The organism is Winogradskyella marina, assembly GCF_015645385.1.
Classification (GTDB): Bacteria; Bacteroidota; Bacteroidia; order Flavobacteriales; family Flavobacteriaceae; genus Winogradskyella; species Winogradskyella marina.
In genome coordinates this window covers 119,791-138,390 of sequence record NZ_JADOET010000007.1, presented here as the reverse complement: position 1 = coordinate 138,390, position 18,600 = coordinate 119,791, and the positions used below count along the sequence as shown (strand labels likewise).

General features: G+C 32.6%; 14 protein-coding genes. 6 read left to right on the top strand and 8 right to left on the bottom strand.

All coding sequences use genetic code 11. The features are described from left to right. Nucleotides 1-273: 273 nt before the first annotated feature. The 4 genes from ITJ86_RS09965 to ITJ86_RS09950 form a co-directional block, all read right to left on the bottom strand. Nucleotides 274-972 (bottom strand): LytR/AlgR family response regulator transcription factor, encoded by a 699-nt coding sequence (locus ITJ86_RS09965; protein WP_195871496.1) that lies wholly within the window; start codon nucleotides 970-972, stop codon nucleotides 274-276. After that, nucleotides 962-3,037, bottom strand: coding sequence for a tetratricopeptide repeat-containing sensor histidine kinase (locus ITJ86_RS09960; protein WP_195871495.1), 2,076 nt, complete (start codon nucleotides 3,035-3,037; stop codon nucleotides 962-964). The genes ITJ86_RS09965 and ITJ86_RS09960 overlap by 11 nt, the downstream gene beginning before the upstream one ends. Before the next feature lie 49 nt (nucleotides 3,038-3,086). Beyond that, nucleotides 3,087-4,646: an NAD(P)/FAD-dependent oxidoreductase gene (locus tag ITJ86_RS09955; RefSeq protein ID WP_195871494.1), complete on the bottom strand. Its 1,560-nt coding sequence runs from the start codon at nucleotides 4,644-4,646 to the stop codon at nucleotides 3,087-3,089. 132 nt (nucleotides 4,647-4,778) lie between these two features. Further along, nucleotides 4,779-7,325 carry a S9 family peptidase gene (locus ITJ86_RS09950; protein ID WP_195871493.1) on the bottom strand — a complete coding sequence of 849 codons (2,547 nt, stop codon included), beginning with the start codon at nucleotides 7,323-7,325 and terminating at the stop codon, nucleotides 4,779-4,781. A 162-nt stretch (nucleotides 7,326-7,487) separates the two neighbouring features. Here ITJ86_RS09950 and ITJ86_RS09945 point away from each other — a divergent pair, with 162 nt between their 5' ends. After that, nucleotides 7,488-8,492, top strand: coding sequence for an App1 family protein (locus ITJ86_RS09945; protein ID WP_195871492.1), 1,005 nt, complete (start codon nucleotides 7,488-7,490; stop codon nucleotides 8,490-8,492). A 56-nt stretch (nucleotides 8,493-8,548) separates the two neighbouring features. On the opposite strand, the gene ITJ86_RS09940 is transcribed toward ITJ86_RS09945, so the two are convergent. From ITJ86_RS09940 to ITJ86_RS09925, 4 genes are all read right to left on the bottom strand, one after another. Next, the gene (locus ITJ86_RS09940; RefSeq protein ID WP_195871491.1) at nucleotides 8,549-9,163 is read right to left on the bottom strand and encodes a deoxynucleoside kinase; all 615 of its coding nucleotides are present in this window, start codon (nucleotides 9,161-9,163) and stop codon (nucleotides 8,549-8,551) included. Between the two features lie 3 nt (nucleotides 9,164-9,166). Beyond that, complete coding sequence (locus ITJ86_RS09935) at nucleotides 9,167-9,961, bottom strand: hypothetical protein (protein ID WP_195871490.1); 795 nt, start codon at nucleotides 9,959-9,961, stop codon at nucleotides 9,167-9,169. Between the two features lie 121 nt (nucleotides 9,962-10,082). Further along, complete coding sequence (locus ITJ86_RS09930) at nucleotides 10,083-10,766, bottom strand: response regulator transcription factor (protein ID WP_195871489.1); 684 nt, start codon at nucleotides 10,764-10,766, stop codon at nucleotides 10,083-10,085. Then, nucleotides 10,759-12,297 (bottom strand): sensor histidine kinase, encoded by a 1,539-nt coding sequence (locus tag ITJ86_RS09925; protein ID WP_195871488.1) that lies wholly within the window; start codon nucleotides 12,295-12,297, stop codon nucleotides 10,759-10,761. Before ITJ86_RS09925 ends, ITJ86_RS09930 begins: the two co-directional genes overlap by 8 nt. Nucleotides 12,298-12,421: 124 nt before the next feature. Between ITJ86_RS09925 and ITJ86_RS09920 the strand changes: the two genes are divergently transcribed. The 5 genes from ITJ86_RS09920 (at nucleotide 12,422) to ITJ86_RS09900 (ending at nucleotide 18,418) form a co-directional block, all read left to right on the top strand. After that, entirely contained in the window at nucleotides 12,422-12,796 is a 375-nt protein-coding gene (locus ITJ86_RS09920) for a hypothetical protein (RefSeq protein WP_195871487.1), read from the top strand. 10 nt (nucleotides 12,797-12,806) lie between these two features. Further along, a complete protein-coding gene (locus tag ITJ86_RS09915) occupies nucleotides 12,807-13,655 on the top strand; it encodes a GLPGLI family protein (protein ID WP_195871486.1) in 849 nt (282 codons plus the stop codon). 118 nt (nucleotides 13,656-13,773) lie between these two features. Further along, nucleotides 13,774-14,631 (top strand): GLPGLI family protein, encoded by an 858-nt coding sequence (locus ITJ86_RS09910; RefSeq protein WP_195871485.1) that lies wholly within the window; start codon nucleotides 13,774-13,776, stop codon nucleotides 14,629-14,631. 112 nt (nucleotides 14,632-14,743) lie between these two features. Beyond that, entirely contained in the window at nucleotides 14,744-15,613 is an 870-nt protein-coding gene (locus ITJ86_RS09905) for a GLPGLI family protein (RefSeq protein ID WP_195871484.1), read from the top strand. A gap of 75 nt (nucleotides 15,614-15,688) precedes the next feature. Beyond that, entirely contained in the window at nucleotides 15,689-18,418 is a 2,730-nt protein-coding gene (locus ITJ86_RS09900; protein ID WP_195871483.1) for a TonB-dependent receptor, read from the top strand. Nucleotides 18,419-18,600: the final 182 nt, after the last annotated feature.

Genomic DNA, 18,600 nt, shown 5'->3' with positions numbered 1-18,600 from the left:
AATCTGAAACTAACTTAATGGATTAAGTTGTACCAGAATTATAATTTGTACAGTAATAAGTGTTACCGATGATGCAATTAGTATACCAATTAAGATAGATTTTTTTTTCATTATAAGTAGGTTGTTATTTCTATACAATAGTAGGGTATAATTTAAAGTCGAAAAAAAAAATGTCGTGAAGTACCGAGTTTTGTCCGTAAATAATTAAAGTCAAATATTGATAAGAAATCCGTGTTAAGGTTATCTAATAAAATTTACGATGCGATTCTATGCTTAAAGAGAGTTATATCTTTTTTTAAAAGCTTTTCTATAGGTGTTAGATATTGGTATGTGTTGGTTATTAATTTGGATAAGTGTTCCTTTTACGCTATCAATATTGTCAATTTTCACAGCGTAAGACCTATGAACACGGCATACGCCTTCAATATTGTTTTCTTCAATAAAAGTGTCAATGCTATCTCTCTTTAAATACTTTTTTGTACTGGTATGAATTTCTATATACTTATCTGAAGATTCAATATACAGTAAATCATTCGTTTTAACTTTATGTAATTCATGACCAATTTTGATTGTAAAATAGGAATTGTTTTTAAGGTGTCTATCTAATACAATATTCAAAGTAGAATAAATACTAGCTTCGTTAAACGGTTTTAGTAAATACCCATCAGGAATTAATTTTGAAGCTTCCTTAACCGTAGAGGCATCAGCAAAAGAGGTGAGAAATATAAAAGGAATGTTTAAGTGGTCATTGATGTATTGTGCAATTTCAAAACCTTGATTTCTACCATGCATATTTATGTCTAGTATAGCAATATCAGGGCGTTCTGTTTGTAATGCCGCAATAGCGCTTTCAGCATTAAATGCTATTGCTGTAACTTCATAGTCTAAATCTTCTAAAATACTATTCAATTGCTCTGAGATGAATACATCGTCATCTGCAATTAAAACTTTTATTTTTTTGTTATCTCGCATTAAAAGTGATTTTTATCGCAAAACCATTGGAATTACAAATAGTTGTTTTTCCAAGTAATTGTCTAGTGGCTATTGAGTAGATTAACTTTAAGCCGAAAGATTTTGTGGTTGTTATATCTATAGATTTTGGTAAACCGATACCGTTATCAGAGTAGTCAAATTGTATGGTGTCATCCTTTTTTAAAATACTAATTTTTACTTCTTTTGTCTTGGTTTTTGGCCAAGCATATTTTATGCTATTTGTAATCAATTCATGCAATATAAACCCTAAAGCTTGCGCCTGCTCTACATCTGCCCATAGATTGTTGCCCTGTACGGTAAAATTATCATTTTCTAATTGAATAGGGGACAGTAATAACTGCATTATGTTATTAAAATATTCTTCAATATCAATCTGCTTATAATTCCCTTTTTGATACATTTTTTGATGTGCTAATTGCATAGCATCGATTCTCGTTTTACTATCAATTAAGGCTTCCTTAGCAATCTTGTTTTCTGTGTTTTTAGATTTTAAATACAATAAAGAGGCGACTATTTGCATATTGTTTTTTACACGATGGTGCACTTCTTTTAGTAAGATCTCTTTGTCGTTTAATGCGTCTTCTATAGTCTTGTTTTTTTTAGAAAGTACAGCTGCAATTTTCTTTTTTTGGTTGTAAAAATATGTGATGCATAAAACGATGAGTAGGAGGATTATACTACTAGAAATAGCAGTGTAAATTTTTAATTTATTACGTTCTTCTTTCTGGTCATAGTCATATTGAAGTAATTTAATTTCATTGACTTTGTTAATGCTATCTGCTATAGATTTTTGTTGGTAAACGTCTTTAATTTCTAGACGAATAATGTTTCTAATACCCTCTTCACTTCTAATTTTGTTGCTATAGCTATTAAATCTTTTATAGTAAGCTATAGCTTTAGATAAATCACCTTGATTCTCATAAGCTCTGCCAAGGCCCAGACTTGCCAATTTTAGTGTCTTAATATGGTTTGTAGTTTTAGCAATATTGTACGCTTTTTGATAGTATGTAAAACTTTCTTTTTTTTGATTTAAGACTTTGTAGGTTTTTGCGGCAACAATATAAGCTTTATCTAAATCCTCTTTAATTTTTAGATTTTCAAATTGTGTGATAGCTAGTGTAATGTTATTTTTAGCTTCTTTAATTTGGTTTTGCAGTAAATTATTATGGGCTAAATTGGCTCTTACTTTTGCTTCTAGTATAGTAGCTTTATTAGTTGTGGCTATATGTAAAGCTTCCTTATAGTTAATTTCTGCCTTTTCTAAGTTTTTAAGTTCTTGATGTAATTCTCCTAATTTGTTTAGTGAATTAACAAGTCTATTATTGTTGGTTAATCTTTTTGCGTATGCTATGGCTTTTAGATAGTTTTTTTCAGCAGTCTGGTATTCCTTAATGGTAATATTTACATCGCCAAGACTTTCGTATATAGAGGATTTAAACCCTGCGTACTTATGTTTGGTGCAAAAATCTAAGGCTTCTTCAAAAGTTTCTATACTAAGTTTATACTTCCCCTGAGATTCATAGATTTCTCCAATATTAATTTTAGCTCTTGCGTAATCTACATTAAGATTGTGTTTATCGGCATACTCTAAGCTTTTGAAGTGATAATCTAAAGCAAGTGAAGCATTTCCAAGGCTATTATTAAGATTCCCAAGGTCACCATAAATTTTTGAAATTCCCCGTTTAGATTCATGTTGTATTGCGTGTTCTAAACCTTCTTGATAGGTTGCACTAGCCTTGTCAATTTCTCCTAGCATCATATACGAATGCCCTAAGAAATGATGAGCCTGTGATCTTAAATTATGATATGTACTCGTTTTTGCTAGTTCTAAGTATTCTGAACTATGCTTTAAACCTTGATTAAAATCTAAATAAATGGTTTTCCAACAACAAAAACTATAGGCTTTAAGTCTAACTTTAGTTGGGTTTTTAGGGTTTGCTGCAATTTGATAAGCAGAATCAATGGCTCGTTGTTTTTGTGGTTGAACTTGCCCTAAACTCTTAAGGGAAAAAAATAACGCAATTAATAAAAAGGCAAATTTCATTTAAGGTAATGTATTCATTTAATTGATGAAATGCATCTAAGATTAAAAATTAAAAGTTAGCCGTTGCAGCTTCTGCACAGCGCTCACCATCCATAGCCGCAGAAATAATACCACCAGCATAACCACCACCTTCACCGCAAGGAAATAGGTTGGTAATTTCAGGGTGTTCTAAACTTTCATTCCTTGGAATGTTTACTGGAGAAGAGGTACGCGATTCTACACCAATAATATTAGCTTCCTCGGTATAATAACCTTTCATTTTTTGTCCAAATGCTTTAAAGCCTTTGCGTAAGGAACCTCCAATTATCTTTGGTAGTAAGGAATGTAACGGTGCCGATTTTAAACCGGGTTGATACGACGTTTCATTTAAGCTTGAAGACAATTTACCTTCCACAAAATCGGTGAGGCGTTGCGCAGGAGCCGACTGTCGTCTTCCGCCAGCAGTAAAGGCTAATCGTTCTAAGTCTTTTTGGTATTCTAGCGCTTTTAAAGGACCAAAATGTTCGTATTTATAAAGGTCTTTGTCGGCATTAATTTCTGTGACAATACCAGAATTCGCAAACTTATTATTTCGTTTTGAAGGCGACATACCGTTAACTACAACTTCTCCATTTGCTGTGGCTGCAGGAACGATAAATCCACCAGGACACATACAAAAGGAATACACGCCTCTGTGATTCACTTGCTCTACTAAACTATAAGAGGCAGCTGGTAATAATTCGTCTCGTGGTTCACCTTTGCAATGGTACTGTATACCATCAATAATATCTTGAGGATGCTCAACCCTTACTCCCATGGCAAATGATTTGGCTTCCAATTTAATCTCCTTATCATTCAGTAAATAAAAAATATCTCTTGCGGAATGTCCTGTGGCTAAAATGACTTTTTCAACATCTAATTCTTTGCCGTCTAAAAGTTGAATAGCAACTATTTTATTATTTTTAATTGTGAAGTCGGAAACTCGAGATTCAAAATGAACTTCACCACCAAATTTGATGATGTTTTCTCTAATATTCTGAACAACTTTAGGTAACTTATTAGTGCCAATATGAGGATGAGCATCGACAAGAATCTGATCCGTTGCACCATGATAAACTAAATTCTCAAAGATTCGTCTAACGTCACCTCGCTTTAAACTTCGCGTATATAATTTTCCATCAGAATAGGTGCCAGCGCCACCTTCGCCAAAACAGTAATTTGAATCTTCGTTTACAAAATGATCTTGGTTAATGGCTTTTAAATCACGTCGGCGATCTTGCACATTTTTACCGCGTTCTAAAACAATGGGTTTAAAACCTAACTCAATACAACGCAAGGCTGCGTACATGCCTGCAGGTCCGAAACCAATAATATGAACCGGTTTGGCGTTGGAAACATCTTTGTAATCAAAATGATAGTCTGAAGTTTCAGGCATGGGTTCATTGATAAACACTTCAACTTTATAATTAAATATAATGTTCCGCTTACGCGCATCAATTGATTTTCGTAGAATTTTTATGCCTGTAATTTCAGAAGTCTTCACATTTAAATCATGTGCAGCTTTTTTTAGCAAACCATCAGGCTGTCGTTCTTGATGTAAATTGATGCGTAGTTGTAAGGCTTTTATCATCTTGCAAAATTAAAGAAAAGAAACCGTATCTAAATTTTTTAAATGAAATCAAGTTGTAATGTTTTAATTTAAAAAATAGGCATAAAAAAACCACGTTAATTAACGTGGTTTTCTAAACTTAAATAAAACAAATTAAGGTTTTGATTTTGGTCGATCTCTATTGATTTCTGTAATATCAATATCAGTAGCTTCAATCCCAAGGAAGTGTTTGCTAAAATGATCGGCACGCAGCCAAAATGAATATTCTGTCATATTTCCAAAGCTATGACGCTGACCTGGCATTAGCATAAAATCGAAACGTTTGTTCGCTTTAATTAAGGCATTTGCCATTCGTATTGTTCCACCTGGATGTACGTTATTGTCTACATCACCTGTAATAAGCATTAAATTCCCTTTAAGGTTTTTTGCTAAAGACTGGTTGTCGTCAATAAGATATTTGTATTTGGTATTACCATCATTATCCATTTCTTCTTGTACACCATGATGTGTTTCGCTCCACCAACTGTTATAAATATTATTATCGTGGTTTCCGGCAGAAGACACAGCGGCTTTAAAGAAATCTGGATAAACCAGCATAGCTGCGGTTGACATAAATCCGCCTCCTGAGTGACCATAAATACCTACTTTCTCAATGTCAATAAAATCATGTTGGTCAGCAAGTTGCTCAGCAACATGTCTTTTATCGGCTAAACCATAATCTCTAAGGTTGCCATAACCATAGTTGTGATACCATTTAGAACGGTCTGGATGTCCACCACGGTTACCCATAGTTACCACAATAAATCCAACTTGAGCCATACGATCTACACGATCCATTCTAATAGAAAACGATTTGTTTACGGCTTCCGTTTGTGGACCTGGATAAACGTATTCTAAGAGAGGATATTTTTTAGTCTCGTCAAAATCAAAAGGTTTGTACATTACGCCGTATATATCTGTAATCCCATCATCGGCTTTCATTTTAAAGGTTTCAGGAAATTGATAGCCAGTAGCCATTAATTGTGATAAATCGGCTTCTTCTAATTCCATAATGAGTTTTCCTGTACTAGATCTTAACTCTGATTTAGGAACGGTATTTACTCGAGAATAATTACTCACAAAATAAGCGTTAGAATCCGCCATATCTGTACTAGAATTGTAGTCACCAGGATTTAAGGCTTTAAGACCTGAGCCATTTAAGTTAATGCTGTACATGTGCTCGTAATAAGGGTCTTGGTCTTTAGGAATGCCATGAGCAGTGAAGTAAAGCGTTCGGCTTTTTTCGTCTACACCAATAGCACGTTCTACATGGTAGGAACCAGAAGTGATCTCATTTTTTAAATTGCCTTTAGTATCATATAAATAATAATGCGCCCAACCTGAACGTTCAGCCCAATGTAGCATTTCAGTTTCGTTATTAAGTAATACTAATGGACGTGATTCTATATAGGTGTTAAAACGTTCTTCAATTAAAACTTTGGTTTCGCCTGTATTGATGTCAGCCACACAGATATCGAATTTTTTACGATCTCTGCTGATGGTGTTGTAATAAATTTTACCTTTTTTAGATAACAATAATGATGGGGTAAAGTCATCGTCATAGCTTGATTTTTTTCGTGGCTCACGATACACTTGAATACTTTGTTGTTTCACCGTATCGAGTTGTACTTGGATATTTGATTTAGAAGGGATATCAAAGACGTGAAGTTCGGTTTTATAATATTCGTCTTCACCTGGCATATGGTATTTGTAGGTTTCTAAAGTTGGGCGTTTGCTCGAGGTTGTATTTATAACCCAAAGATCTTTTATATGTCTTGAGTCTCTTCGTTGAAAAACAAATTTCTTAGAATCATGAGACCAAATGCCACGAACAGACTTACGTTTGTCTTTATTCTTTAGTTTGGTTTCGTTGTTTTCATTTCTTCCGCTACTGCCATAGCTGTAGTTTTCTTCACCATCTTTTGTCCATTGATTTTCTACAATTGTAGTGTCTTTTTCATTTTCTACAGCTTTTAGGAAATTTTCCTTATCCATCCAGTATAAATTATGGTGCTTTGAAAACAATACTATAGAGCTATCTGGAGCGATATTAGCCCATCTTTTCCAGTTTTCTTTTTCTTTCTTTTTATTGCTGATCACGGTTAGACCGTTGCTACCAAGTCGGTATTCAAAATGATATACTTTATTAACTTTTTTTGCTCTTTTGGCTTTGCCTTTTTTCTTTTTGTCTGTTTTGGTAGAATCTGTTTCTTTAGTATTCTCTATTTCATCTTTGTCTTCCTTTTCTTCATCCACTTTCTCGGTAGATGTTACATAAAAACGGATAGCGGTTTCATTTTTTACGAATTCAAAATTGAATCTTGGTAAATGTTTGGCGTCGTATGGATCTTTTGTAATTTCCGTGAGCCATTTTGCCATTTTTTCATTATCAAAAAGCTCTTTTTTAGATTTTTTATCAGCATCAACAATATAATATTTAGAGCCTTCGGTTGTTTTATATTGGTACCAAAATCGGTTGCCATTTTTTAGCCAATGAGGTCGTACTGATGTTGAATGAACTAGTTTCCCTAAGTTTTTTGGAGAATATTTAGCGGCAGCTCTGTAGTTTGGTGTTGGTGTTTGACTTTCTTTCTCGGTATTTTGTGCAGTTATCAGGTTAAATGATAAACCTAAAACTAGTAGAAATATTAATTTTTGCATGCTTTGTGATTAGTTTAGTGTGGGTTTATGTGTTGAGTTGACTAAAGTACACGATTATTATAAAATTGGTAATTTTTTAACATTAGCCTAACGATTTAATTGACGAAGTATACTTTGAGTAAGGCTATTTTAGTATATTGAAAATTCTAAAAAACTATTTAATTGAGCTGGTTAAAAAAAGACCCTTTTCAAATAATTGCGTTTCAAAGTTATGGGACCAATTCTCATTTTTATGCTCGTGGACGCGCTTTAGAGGATGAGTCTATTGACCTAGAAGCCAGGAACACATGGCGACTTCTTGTAAATTCATGGAAACGCTTTGAAACTGATGAGGTCAAAAACGTTGGGTTAGATTTAAAACTACCGAACAACACTATTATTAAAGCGACGACTGATCGTAAAGGTTATTTTATAGTTGAAGCTAATCTTCAAGACTTAAAAACGCTCACCAATGACGAAGGTTGGTTGTCTTTTGAGTTGTCTTTTAACGACGTTACAATTAAACGTAATATTCAAAATCAAAATCGGTTTCCGGGAGAATTATTAATTCCATCTAGTAAAGCACAGTTTGGCGTAGCAAGTGATATTGACGATACGATTTTGCAGACGGGAGTGGTGTCTTGGTTAAAATGGAGATTGATTTATAATTCTATTTTTAAAAGTGTTAAAAGCAGAATGCCTTTGGAAGGTTCTGTAGATTTGTTTCAACGATTACATCGTGGATTTTCAGGTAAAAACGCGAATCCTATTTTTTATGTGAGTCATAGTCCATGGAATTTTTATCGCTATTTAGAACTCTTTTTAAAACAAAATAACTTTCCTAAAGGGCCAATTTTATTGCGTAGCGTAAGTGAAGCCTTAAAGAAAAAACAAGAGGGAGAAAAACCACAGAAACAGAAAGAAATTTTAAATATTCTAAAAACATATCCAAAATTACCATTTATCTTAATTGGTGATAGCGGAGAGCATGATCCTGATATTTATATTGAGATCGCTGAAATGTTTCCAGATCGAATTTTAGCTATTTACCTTAGAAGTGTAAAGCATAAAAAGAAAATGTTGCGCGTTAGAAGTCTCGTTAAAAATTTTAAAACCACACCAATGATGTTGATAGATAATAGTCAACAAGCAATTGAACATGCTAGAAAACACGGTTTTATTACTTAAGGATATTGTCTGGTTTTTTTTGTTATGTTGTTGTAATACTGAAGTGAAATAGGCACTTAGAATAACCCGTTTACTTGTGCATCAATTTTATTAATAATATCTCCTAAGTCTTCAGGATTATCAACAAAATCGAGATTATCTACATCAATGATAAGTAAATTTCCTTTATCGTATTTTGAAATCCAAGCTTCATAACGTTCGTTGAGTCGGCTTAAATAATCGATGCTAATTGTATTTTCGTAATCACGACCTCTTTTATGAATTTGAGAAACTAAATTAGGTATAGAACTGCGTAAATAAATCAATAAATCGGGACCTTTTACAAACGATTCCATCAATTCAAATAATGATGAATAATTTTCAAAATCGCGATTGGTCATTAAACCCATAGCATGTAAGTTGGGTGCGAAAATATGAGCATCTTCATAGATGGTTCTATCTTGAATGATGTCTTTACCACTATCGTGAATTTGATTCACTTGGCGAAATCTGCTGTTTAAGAAATAGACTTGCAAATTAAAACTCCAACGTTCCATCTGATTATAAAAATCATCTAAATACGGGTTGTCAACCACATCTTCCAGTTGTGCTTCCCACTTAAAGTGTTTGGCAAGTAATTTTGTGAGCGTTGTTTTTCCAGCTCCTATATTTCCAGCAACAGCAACATGCATAATCTATTCTATTTTTAATTGGTAATGACGCAGTAAATTCAAGCCGTAAATATACACCGTTTCATTGGTTACCAAAAACTGTTTTATTAACATTTTTGGATGTTTTATGGGTTGAATTATGGACTCGTTTTTCTCTAAGATAAATAACGATTCTCCCTTTTTTAATACTAAATGCGCTTCGTTAAATGCTAAACTGTCGTATCCCGAATTTTCTATTGTACGTATTAGACTTCCAAAATAATTATAAACGTAGAGGTGAGTTTTAGTCAATAAATAACAATAATTATAATCGCTTTTTAAATCTAAAACTTCAGACTGAACAGGAACCGTTTTGAGTTTTATGGTATTGGTTTTATAATCGTATAATTCTAAATATTGAAAATCGTCATTAAATAACCAAATTGAATTATTAAAGCCAGATGAAACAAAAGAAACATTCTTGTACGGCTGAATTGAATTAAAGTTAATTTTTGAAATCTCAGCCAAACGATTATCTAAAATTACAACTGTATTAAAATCTCTATAGAACAGATTTATTTTTAAAGGATTAAACGTGTTTGCAGAGGTGATGTCTCCCAATTGAAAATTGGCATATGTAATTGTAGTATCCTTTGTTTTTTTATGAAATGAATTGTTTTCTGTAGCATAGTAAAGGGTGCCGAAATTATCAACTCCAAAAATTGATTTGGCTTCAATGTTTGTTGAATCTTTTAAAATCGCAGTAAAATGTTGTGCTGTGTTCTCTTGTGCGACACAAAATGAACAGAAAAATAGAAGTAAAAAGACAAGCTTTTGCATGAATGTGGACGAATAAGCTTGAAAAGTACGAAAAATGTGCCAATCTTAAATATTAAGACCTCCTAGATTATTTGCTGCAAGACCTGTAAGGTTTTAAAAACCTGACAGGTCTTTGTCAGGTTTAATCCGTCAATTTATATCCAAAACCACGCACATTAATTATCTGAATATTCTCATCTGCTTTAAGTTTTTTACGTAATTTGGTAATAAAAACATCCATACTTCTAGCCGAGAAAAAATCGTCGGTTCCCCAAAGTTTGTTTAAAATAAGTGAACGGTCTAAAACTTGATTTTTGTTTTTTATTAAATGAAAGAGTAAGTGCGCTTCTCTATGTGTTAAATGAATAGCATCTGCAGATTTAAACTGTAATTGTTGTTTTGGGAAATCGAAAGTATAATCGCCAATTTCTAACACCTGAGCTGTTTTCTGTTCTTTAGTTCTGCTGACTAAATTATGAATTCGTACAATCAGCTCTTCTATACTAAAAGGCTTTTTTAGATAATCGTTTCCTCCAATAGAAAAACCTTCAACTACATCTGCGGTTTGCGATTTTGCTGTAAGGAATATTATAGGGATTGTATCATCGATCGCTCTAATGTCTTTTGCTAAAGTGAATCCATCTTTTTTAGGCATCATAACATCTAATACTAATATTTCGGGTGTTTCTGATTTATATTTTTCAAATGCTTTTTCGCCATTATCACAGAGAATAACGTCAAAGTTTCTGGTTTCAAGACTTTCTTTTATAATTTGTCCGAGAGCTGCTTCGTCTTCAGCTAATAATAATTTGATCTCATTAGCCATTAGGAAGTGTGATTTTAAAGGTGGTTATATTTTGATTTAATTCTAAAGCTATTGAACCCTTATGTTTATCGATTATGGTTTTGGTGTAAAACAATCCAATTCCAAAACCTTTTACATCGTGAGTGTTACCTTTTGGAACCCGATAAAATTTTTCGAAAACCCGATCTTTATGTAACTTGGTTAACGTATTACCATTATCTGAAATTAACAGATTTATACTTTTTTCTTTCGGAATTACATTGATGGTAATAGTATTGCCACCATATTTTACAGCATTGTCTAAAATATTATTTATAGCATTTTCAAAATGAAATATATCAACATTAATTAATAGGGTGTCTACTTTAAAATTGGTGTTAAATATCTTATCAGTAAATTGACTTTTATAATGATTAACGATGGTGTTAAGTAATTCTACAACATCAACAGATTCTTTATTTAATTCCAGATTATCACTATCTAAAGATGCAGTTTCTAGTAGTTTTTCAACCATAATGTTTAACTTTCCGAGTTGCTCAGAAGACATATTCAGATATTTTTTTGCTTTCGTTTTGTCTTCAATAGCATTAAAACTGTCCATGCTTTCTATCGCAGCACTTATGGTGGCAATTGGAGTTTTAAACTCATGTGTGATATTACTGATGAGATCGTTTTTAATTTCAGCCAATTGTTTTTGGTGTTTAATGATTTTTAATAAATAGAACAGGCAACTAATTACAGCTATGACTAAAAGAGCTGGGATTAAGATACCTCCTAAAATTCGGAATAAAATAACTTTTGTTGTATTGGTAAAAAGGATGGTTAAAAAAGAGCCTTTTGGAAGAAACGTGGATTTTGAATCGGTTTGAAGATAATTATCAGGTCCGTGATTAGGATCCAACATAGGTATTTCTTTTGTCTTTATTTGGTAGTCTATAGTAATTTCAGGCTTTTTGTAATCTAAATAAAAATCGACTTCAATATTTTTTCGTTTTAACTCCTTTGCTATTAGTTTTTCAACAGCTTCAATATCAAGCGTGTCGTTTTTTATTGAAATCATCACCTTGGATGTTAAAAATTCGGCATTGGTTAAACTAATATCAGCATTTTTATTTTTTAGGCTGTCCATTTTTTGTTTTAATGCATCAATTGATACAGACTTTTGATTTTTGTCTTGTTGTTTAGACATAGAGTCGGCCTTTAACCCTCTAAGTACTGTTATGTTTTCAATGGAGTTTACATCTAAGGAATCAAGATTTTTAAATTCTCTATTAGTTTCGTCAATCTTTTCAAAGAGTTTTTCGAGTTTGCCACCTTCTTCAAAGGCATTCTTTTGCTCATCGCCTTCAAGGAAAACACCAATAGTGGTACGTTCTGCTAAAGCTGTATAATAATCATCAACGGCTTTGTCTAAACTAATCTGAACATCATTAATGAGTTGCTGTTTATTAGTTTGGTAGTTTTTATAATTCCAATAGACTTGTATGCCAATTGTGGCTATAATTACAGTAATAATGGTATATAATATCCATTTATATCTTTTGTTATTCATATTTCAAATGTATAAAGGAAAAATATAGTAACAATAATCGGTTAACACACGTTAACACTTGTTAACCTAAAAGACAAAATATGGTTCTGATATTTGTAAGGTATTAATGAAAAAACTAATTATAATGAAAAAGTTATTTGCTTATGTAATGGTATTGGTTTCGCTTTTTGGATTTAGTCAATCTCAAAACGATGAACAAAATGTTTTAAAAAATGACAACAGCGAGTTTCAAAATCTTGATATGATTATTACTGTAGATTCTTTAGAAGAACTAGAATCTGAATTAAACGTGTCCGATTTAAAAGATTTGTTTGAAGAGATCAAGGCATTTAAAAGGGTGTCCTTTCAATTGGTTTGTAATGACATGAGGACATCTAATGTTTATAAAAAAAACATGTCTGTTAAAATTGAGAGCACAATAGAAAATGAAGCTTTATTTTTAAAACGAGTTCAAAATTTAAAAGCAATGGCTATCACTTATTATCAAAATAACAATTAAAACTAACCAGATGAAAAAAATAATTAACATTATACTATTAACTGTAATAATAGCATTTTCCACTGTAAATGCCCAAGACTTTCAAGGAGTAGCAACCTATAAAACCCATCGTGATTTCGATATAAAAATGGATAGCACCAAGATGAATGATGCTAAGCAGAAACAAATAATGGAGATGATGAAAAAGCAATTTCAAAAAACATACATTTTAACTTTTGATAAAAAGGAGTCCTTATATCAGCAAGAAGAAGAATTAGATAAACCACAAGTCGGGAGTGGTTTTCAAATGTCTTTAGGCAGTAGTGGATCAGATGTCTTTTATAAAAACATAAAGGATAAGCGTTATGTAGATCAAAAGGAAACCATGGGAAAACGATTTTTAATTAAAGATTCTATCTCTCCAATTGAATGGAAGCTAGAATCCGATACCAAACATATAGGAGAATATATGTGTTTTAAAGCTACGTACACAAAACAAGTTCCTAAAATAAATTTCAACTTTAGTAGTAATTCAAACAACGATGAAGAGAAAGACGAAGCGGAAGCACCAGAAATGATAGAGCGTACTGTTACGGCATGGTATACACCTCAGATTCCAGTAAGTAATGGACCTGCAAAATACCAAGGTTTACCTGGTTTAATTTTAGAAATTCACGACGGAAAACTCACGGTCATTTGTAGTAAAATTGTCATAAACCCAGAAGAAAAAAATGAGATTGAAGCGCCATCAAAGGGAAAAGAAGTTTCGCAAACGGAATATGACGACATCATGGAGAAGAAAAGTAAGGAAATGTTGGAACGTTATGCACCAAGTAGAGGGGCTAAAGATGGAACGATTCATATAACTGTAGGAGGATAATAATCTTTTTATTCGAAATTTTTAATACCGAAAAAGAATAGGTAATGTTAATTTTGATGTAAAGTGAAAAAATAATGTTTAACAAAAACTTATATTTGTTAAACAAAACAACTCGATTATGAAATCACTTTTATTAAAATTTAGTGCAATTGTGCTTACTTTAAGCCTGTCTAGTCTTTCAGATACAAAACAAAATGAAAAAAAACAGAGTTTTCAGGGTAAAGCCTATTATCTCTCAAAAGCCAAAATGAATTTAGGTACTTGGGGAGCGCGTTTAAGCGAAGGTCAGAAAAAAGAAATTGAAGCGCGTCTGAAAAATAGATTACAAAAAAGTTATGTCTTAACTTTTAATAAGGAAGAATCTTTTTTTAGTGAAGAGGATCAATTGGATGCTATGTCTGGTGCTACTGATTCTTGGGGGAAAAATTTTGCACCTGGTGATCAATATAAAAATGTAAAGACGAACTCGCAGATACAAAATCAAGAGTTTTATGGAAAAAACTTTTTAGTTAACGACAATTTGCAACCAATAGAATGGGTATTAGGAAAAGAAACTAAGCAGATAGGTGACTATATGTGTTTTAAAGCTACAGCTTCTATTCCTACAAATGAATTAACATGGTTTAATTTTTCTTGGAGTAAATTACGAGATTCCAATCCAAAAGAAACAGATACAATACAAGCGGAATCTAAAGCTGTTGAAATTGCAATGACAGAAGTTGAAGCTTGGTACACTCCTCAAATACCAGTAAGTCATGGTCCTATGGAATATTGGGGACTTCCAGGCTTAATTTTAGAGGTAAGTGCCGGAGAAACCACTATGTTGTGTTCTAAAATTGTAATGAATCCAGAAGAGAAGATGGAGATTAAAGCACCTGAAAAAGGAACACAAGTGACAAAAATGGAGTATCAAGAAATTATAAGCAAGAAAATGAAGGAATTTAGAGATAACAGAAGCGGACGTCGTAGAGGTTAAAACTCTTAACACAAGTTTAACATGTTGAAATTTAACTTTTCTTTATTTGCAGAGTCTTATGGTCGTAAGATTAACCAACAAAACGTTATTCTTTTTAACTAGAAACTTAAAAATGAAGAAATTACAAATTACAATTGCATTACTGTTTACTGTGTTTTTTACCAGTTCTCAATTGTTTGCACAAGATGACTTTCAAGGAAAGGCTTATTACATGTCTAAAACCACAATGGACCTAGATCAGTTTGGAGGACAAGACATGAGTGCAGAACGAAAAAAGCAAATCCAAGAACGAATGAAGAGCTTTTTGGAGAAAGAATTTACCTTAACGTTTTCTAAATCTGAATCTATTTATAAAGAGGAAGAAAAGTTAGAAGCACCAGGTGCGGGTGGACGACGAGGTTTTGGAGGAAGCATGGCTGGTGGACCAAAATATAAAAATGTTCAAACTAAAGAAATGCTTCAAGATCAAGAATTTTTTGGAAAGCAATTTTTGGTTAAAGACGAATTAAAGCCTATAGAATGGCAAATGGGTACAGAAACTAAAAAAATTGGGCAATACATGGCTTTTAAAGCTACGGCAACTATAGAACCTAGTGGTTTTGATATTAGTAGTTTTAGAGGACGAAGAGGAAGAGGGCAAAATAATGATACGGAAAAAGATTCTACAAATTCAAACGAATCTGCTACACCAAAAACCATTGAAGTTGTTGCGTGGTACACGCCACAAATTCCTGTTAACCAAGGACCAGATGATTATTGGGGTTTGCCAGGTTTAATTTTAGAAGTAAATGCAGGTAGAACTACTATTCTTTGTACTAGGATTGTATTAAATCCTTCAGATAAGGAAATTATTGAAAAGCCTAAAAAAGGTGAAGAGGTGACGCAAAAAGAGTATACAGAAATTACCACTAAAAAGATGGAAGAAATGCGAGAAATGTACGGAGGACGTGGTGGTCGTGGCGGACGAGGCGGCAGAAATTAACACTATATTATATTCAACTTTAATTCTGAGCGTTACTTAAACTACGCTCGCCATAACCAACCCAAAGATATTAGTATGAAAAATATTTTAGCACTACTATTTACATTAGTAGCAATGAGTTCTTTTGCTCAAATTAAAATGCAAGGAACTGTAAGAGATAGTATTGGTTCACCTTTAGAACTCGCCAATATTATTGCCATCAATAAAGCATCTAACACTTTAGAATCTTATGCCATTACAGATGCTGATGGAAAATATGTGATCTCATTAGGTGAAAACGGTTCTTACAATATTCAGGTTAGCTATATTGGTTTAAAATCGGTAGATGAAACTGTTGAAACTAAAGAGGCTGATATTACAAAAGACTTTAGTATGGTTTCTGATAACATGTTAGATGCTGTGGAACTTACATATGATATGCCAGTGACTATAAAAGGAGATACCTTAATCTATAATGCAGATTCCTTTAAAAGTGGTACAGAGCGAAAGCTTGAAGATGTCTTAAAAAAATTACCAGGCGTTGAAATAAATACTGATGGCCAAATTGAAGTCGAAGGCAAGGTGGTTAACAAACTAATGGTAAATGGAAAAGATTTCTTTGATGGAGATTCTAAATTAGCGACTAAAAATATTCCTTCAAATGCTGTAGATAAAATTCAAGTATTGCGAAATTATGCCGAGGTAGGGCAATTAAGCGGAGTGCAAAACAACCAAGATAATGTTGCTATTAACATTAAGCTGAAAGAAGGTAAAGAAAACTTTTGGTTTGGAGATGTTACTGCAGGTGGAGGTGTAGCGCCATCACCAAATGACGAGTTGTATATGGTACAACCCAAATTGTTTTACTACAGTCCAAAGTACAGTATTAACGTTATAGGCGATTTAAATAATATTGGAGAAGTTGCATTAACAGGAAGAGATATTCGAAATTTTGGAGGAGGTTTTAGACGTCCAAGTTCTAGTAGTGGTACAAATCTTAATCTTGGGAATAATGGCCTAAGAGGTTTAACCAATATAGACGATTCGCAATCTATAGAATCTAAATTAGGAGCGGTAAACTTTAGTTACTCACCAAATAAGGCTTTAGACCTTAGCGGATTTTTAATTTATAATGCAAATCGTTTAAAAACTAGACAAGAAAGTTTTGTACGTTATACCAATCCAGAATTAGGAATTCCTGATGAAGAAACTATACAAACAGGAAGGGAAGCTACCAATCAAGGTTTAGCGAAACTAAGTGCGAGCTATAAGCCAAACGCTAGTAATCAATTAGACTATGATGTTTTAGCACGTATCTCTGATGATTCCGAATTACAAAATGAATTTTCCGATGTGGTAGGAAATACCACTCAGTTAGACGAAGCAAAACCATTTAGTATTAATCAAAATTTAAATTATTACTATACACTAAACGAGACTAACATTTTTGCTTTTGAAGCGCAACATTTAATTAAAGATGAGGACCCTTTCTATAATGTCATTGGTTTAAAAGAAGAAGGCGCTTTTGAAAGTACAGCAACAAGTTTAGGGTTAGATACCAATCAGAATAGTTATAATCTTAATCAAGAACGACGAGTAAAATCGAACCAATTAGATGCTAAATTAGATTATTATAATATTTTGAACTCAAAGAGTAATATCAACCTAACTTTAGGTACAATTTTAAGCAAACAGGAGTTTAATTCTAATATTTTTCAGTTTTTAGACGATGGTTCATTCTTTGATCCTACGGCAAGTTTAACTAACGAAGAAGGTGAAGTATTACGAAATGAAAATGATACCGAATATAATTTTAGTGATATTTATCTCGGAGTTCATTACAGATTAAAAACAGGGAAATTTACCATTACACCAGGATTCTCAGTTCATGCTTATGGAAACAAAAACACACAATTTGGTGAAACTTATGAAGAAAACTTCTTTAGAATATTACCAGATTTTGAAACTCAGATTCAATTTAAAAAGAGTGAAAGCTTAACGTTCCGTTATAATATGCAAAACTCATTTACAGACGTCACGAGTTTAGCAGAAGGTTTGGTTTTAAATAATTATAACAGTCTTCAGTATGGTGAGCCAAGTTTACAGAATTCATTGTCGCACAACTTAAATTTGCGTTACTTTAGTTTCAACTTGTTTAATTATACAAATGTGTTCGCATTTCTTAATTATAACAAGAATATAGATCAAGTAAGATCATTCACTAATTTTGATAACGTAATCAGAACCAATACCTATTTTAATTCTAATTTCGCCGACGAAAGTGTTTCTGCTAGTGGTCGTGTTCAGCGAACTTTTGGTAAGTTGAGAGCGAGTATGCGCGTTGGCTATAATTACAGTAAGAGTAATCAGTTTATTCAAGATGTGAGATCTGTAAATGAAACGTTTTCTCAAACGTATTCACCAGAACTACGTACCAATTTTAGAGATGCGCCAAATGTAACGTTGAGTTATAGATATAGTATTTCAGATACAAAGCAAGGTGATAATAATGAGACACAATTTATCACCAATGCTCCATCGGTAGAATTTGATGCTTATATATGGAAAGCTTTAACGTTTAGAACAGATTATTCTTACACAAGTCAAAGTAGTAATGTTGGTCCTACAGATTCTTTTCAAACCTGGAATGCGAGTTTAGCCTACAGAAAAGATCAGGATGCAAAATGGGAATACCAACTAAGAGCCACCAACTTATTAAATATAGATTCTAATGTAAATAATGGATCGAGTAATATTTCGGTGTATAGTTCGGAAACGTTTATCTTACCGAGATTTATAACATTTAGGTTGACGTATACGCTTTAAGAAAAGGACATAAATTCTGTTGCAGACAGACTCAAAACGAAAGATTTGTTTACTGTTAATTAGAAGAAGCTTACTAAATGTTTTAATATAATAGCGAAAGCCTCGCATTCAAATTTATGGATGTGAGGCTTTTTTATTAGAACAATTTAGTAGTTTAAAGTATTGTGTTCTAAGACTTAATT

What these genes read in the sequence shown, in the direction of transcription:
- ITJ86_RS09965 (WP_195871496.1), bottom strand. Translation starts at nt 972, where the DNA reads ATGCGAGATAACAAAAAAATAAAAGTTTTAATTGCAGATGACGATGTA.
- ITJ86_RS09960 (WP_195871495.1), bottom strand. Translation starts at nt 3,037, where the DNA reads ATGAAATTTGCCTTTTTATTAATTGCGTTATTTTTTTCCCTTAAGAGT.
- ITJ86_RS09955 (WP_195871494.1), bottom strand. Translation starts at nt 4,646, where the DNA reads ATGATAAAAGCCTTACAACTACGCATCAATTTACATCAAGAACGACAG.
- ITJ86_RS09950 (WP_195871493.1), bottom strand. Translation starts at nt 7,325, where the DNA reads ATGCAAAAATTAATATTTCTACTAGTTTTAGGTTTATCATTTAACCTG.
- ITJ86_RS09940 (WP_195871491.1), bottom strand. Translation starts at nt 9,163, where the DNA reads ATGCATGTTGCTGTTGCTGGAAATATAGGAGCTGGAAAAACAACGCTC.
- ITJ86_RS09935 (WP_195871490.1), bottom strand. Translation starts at nt 9,961, where the DNA reads ATGCAAAAGCTTGTCTTTTTACTTCTATTTTTCTGTTCATTTTGTGTC.
- ITJ86_RS09930 (WP_195871489.1), bottom strand. Translation starts at nt 10,766, where the DNA reads ATGGCTAATGAGATCAAATTATTATTAGCTGAAGACGAAGCAGCTCTC.
- ITJ86_RS09925 (WP_195871488.1), bottom strand. Translation starts at nt 12,297, where the DNA reads ATGAATAACAAAAGATATAAATGGATATTATATACCATTATTACTGTA.
- ITJ86_RS09920 (WP_195871487.1), top strand. Translation starts at nt 12,422, where the DNA reads ATGAAAAAGTTATTTGCTTATGTAATGGTATTGGTTTCGCTTTTTGGA.
- ITJ86_RS09915 (WP_195871486.1), top strand. Translation starts at nt 12,807, where the DNA reads ATGAAAAAAATAATTAACATTATACTATTAACTGTAATAATAGCATTT.
- ITJ86_RS09910 (WP_195871485.1), top strand. Translation starts at nt 13,774, where the DNA reads ATGAAATCACTTTTATTAAAATTTAGTGCAATTGTGCTTACTTTAAGC.
- ITJ86_RS09905 (WP_195871484.1), top strand. Translation starts at nt 14,744, where the DNA reads ATGAAGAAATTACAAATTACAATTGCATTACTGTTTACTGTGTTTTTT.
- ITJ86_RS09900 (WP_195871483.1), top strand. Translation starts at nt 15,689, where the DNA reads ATGAAAAATATTTTAGCACTACTATTTACATTAGTAGCAATGAGTTCT.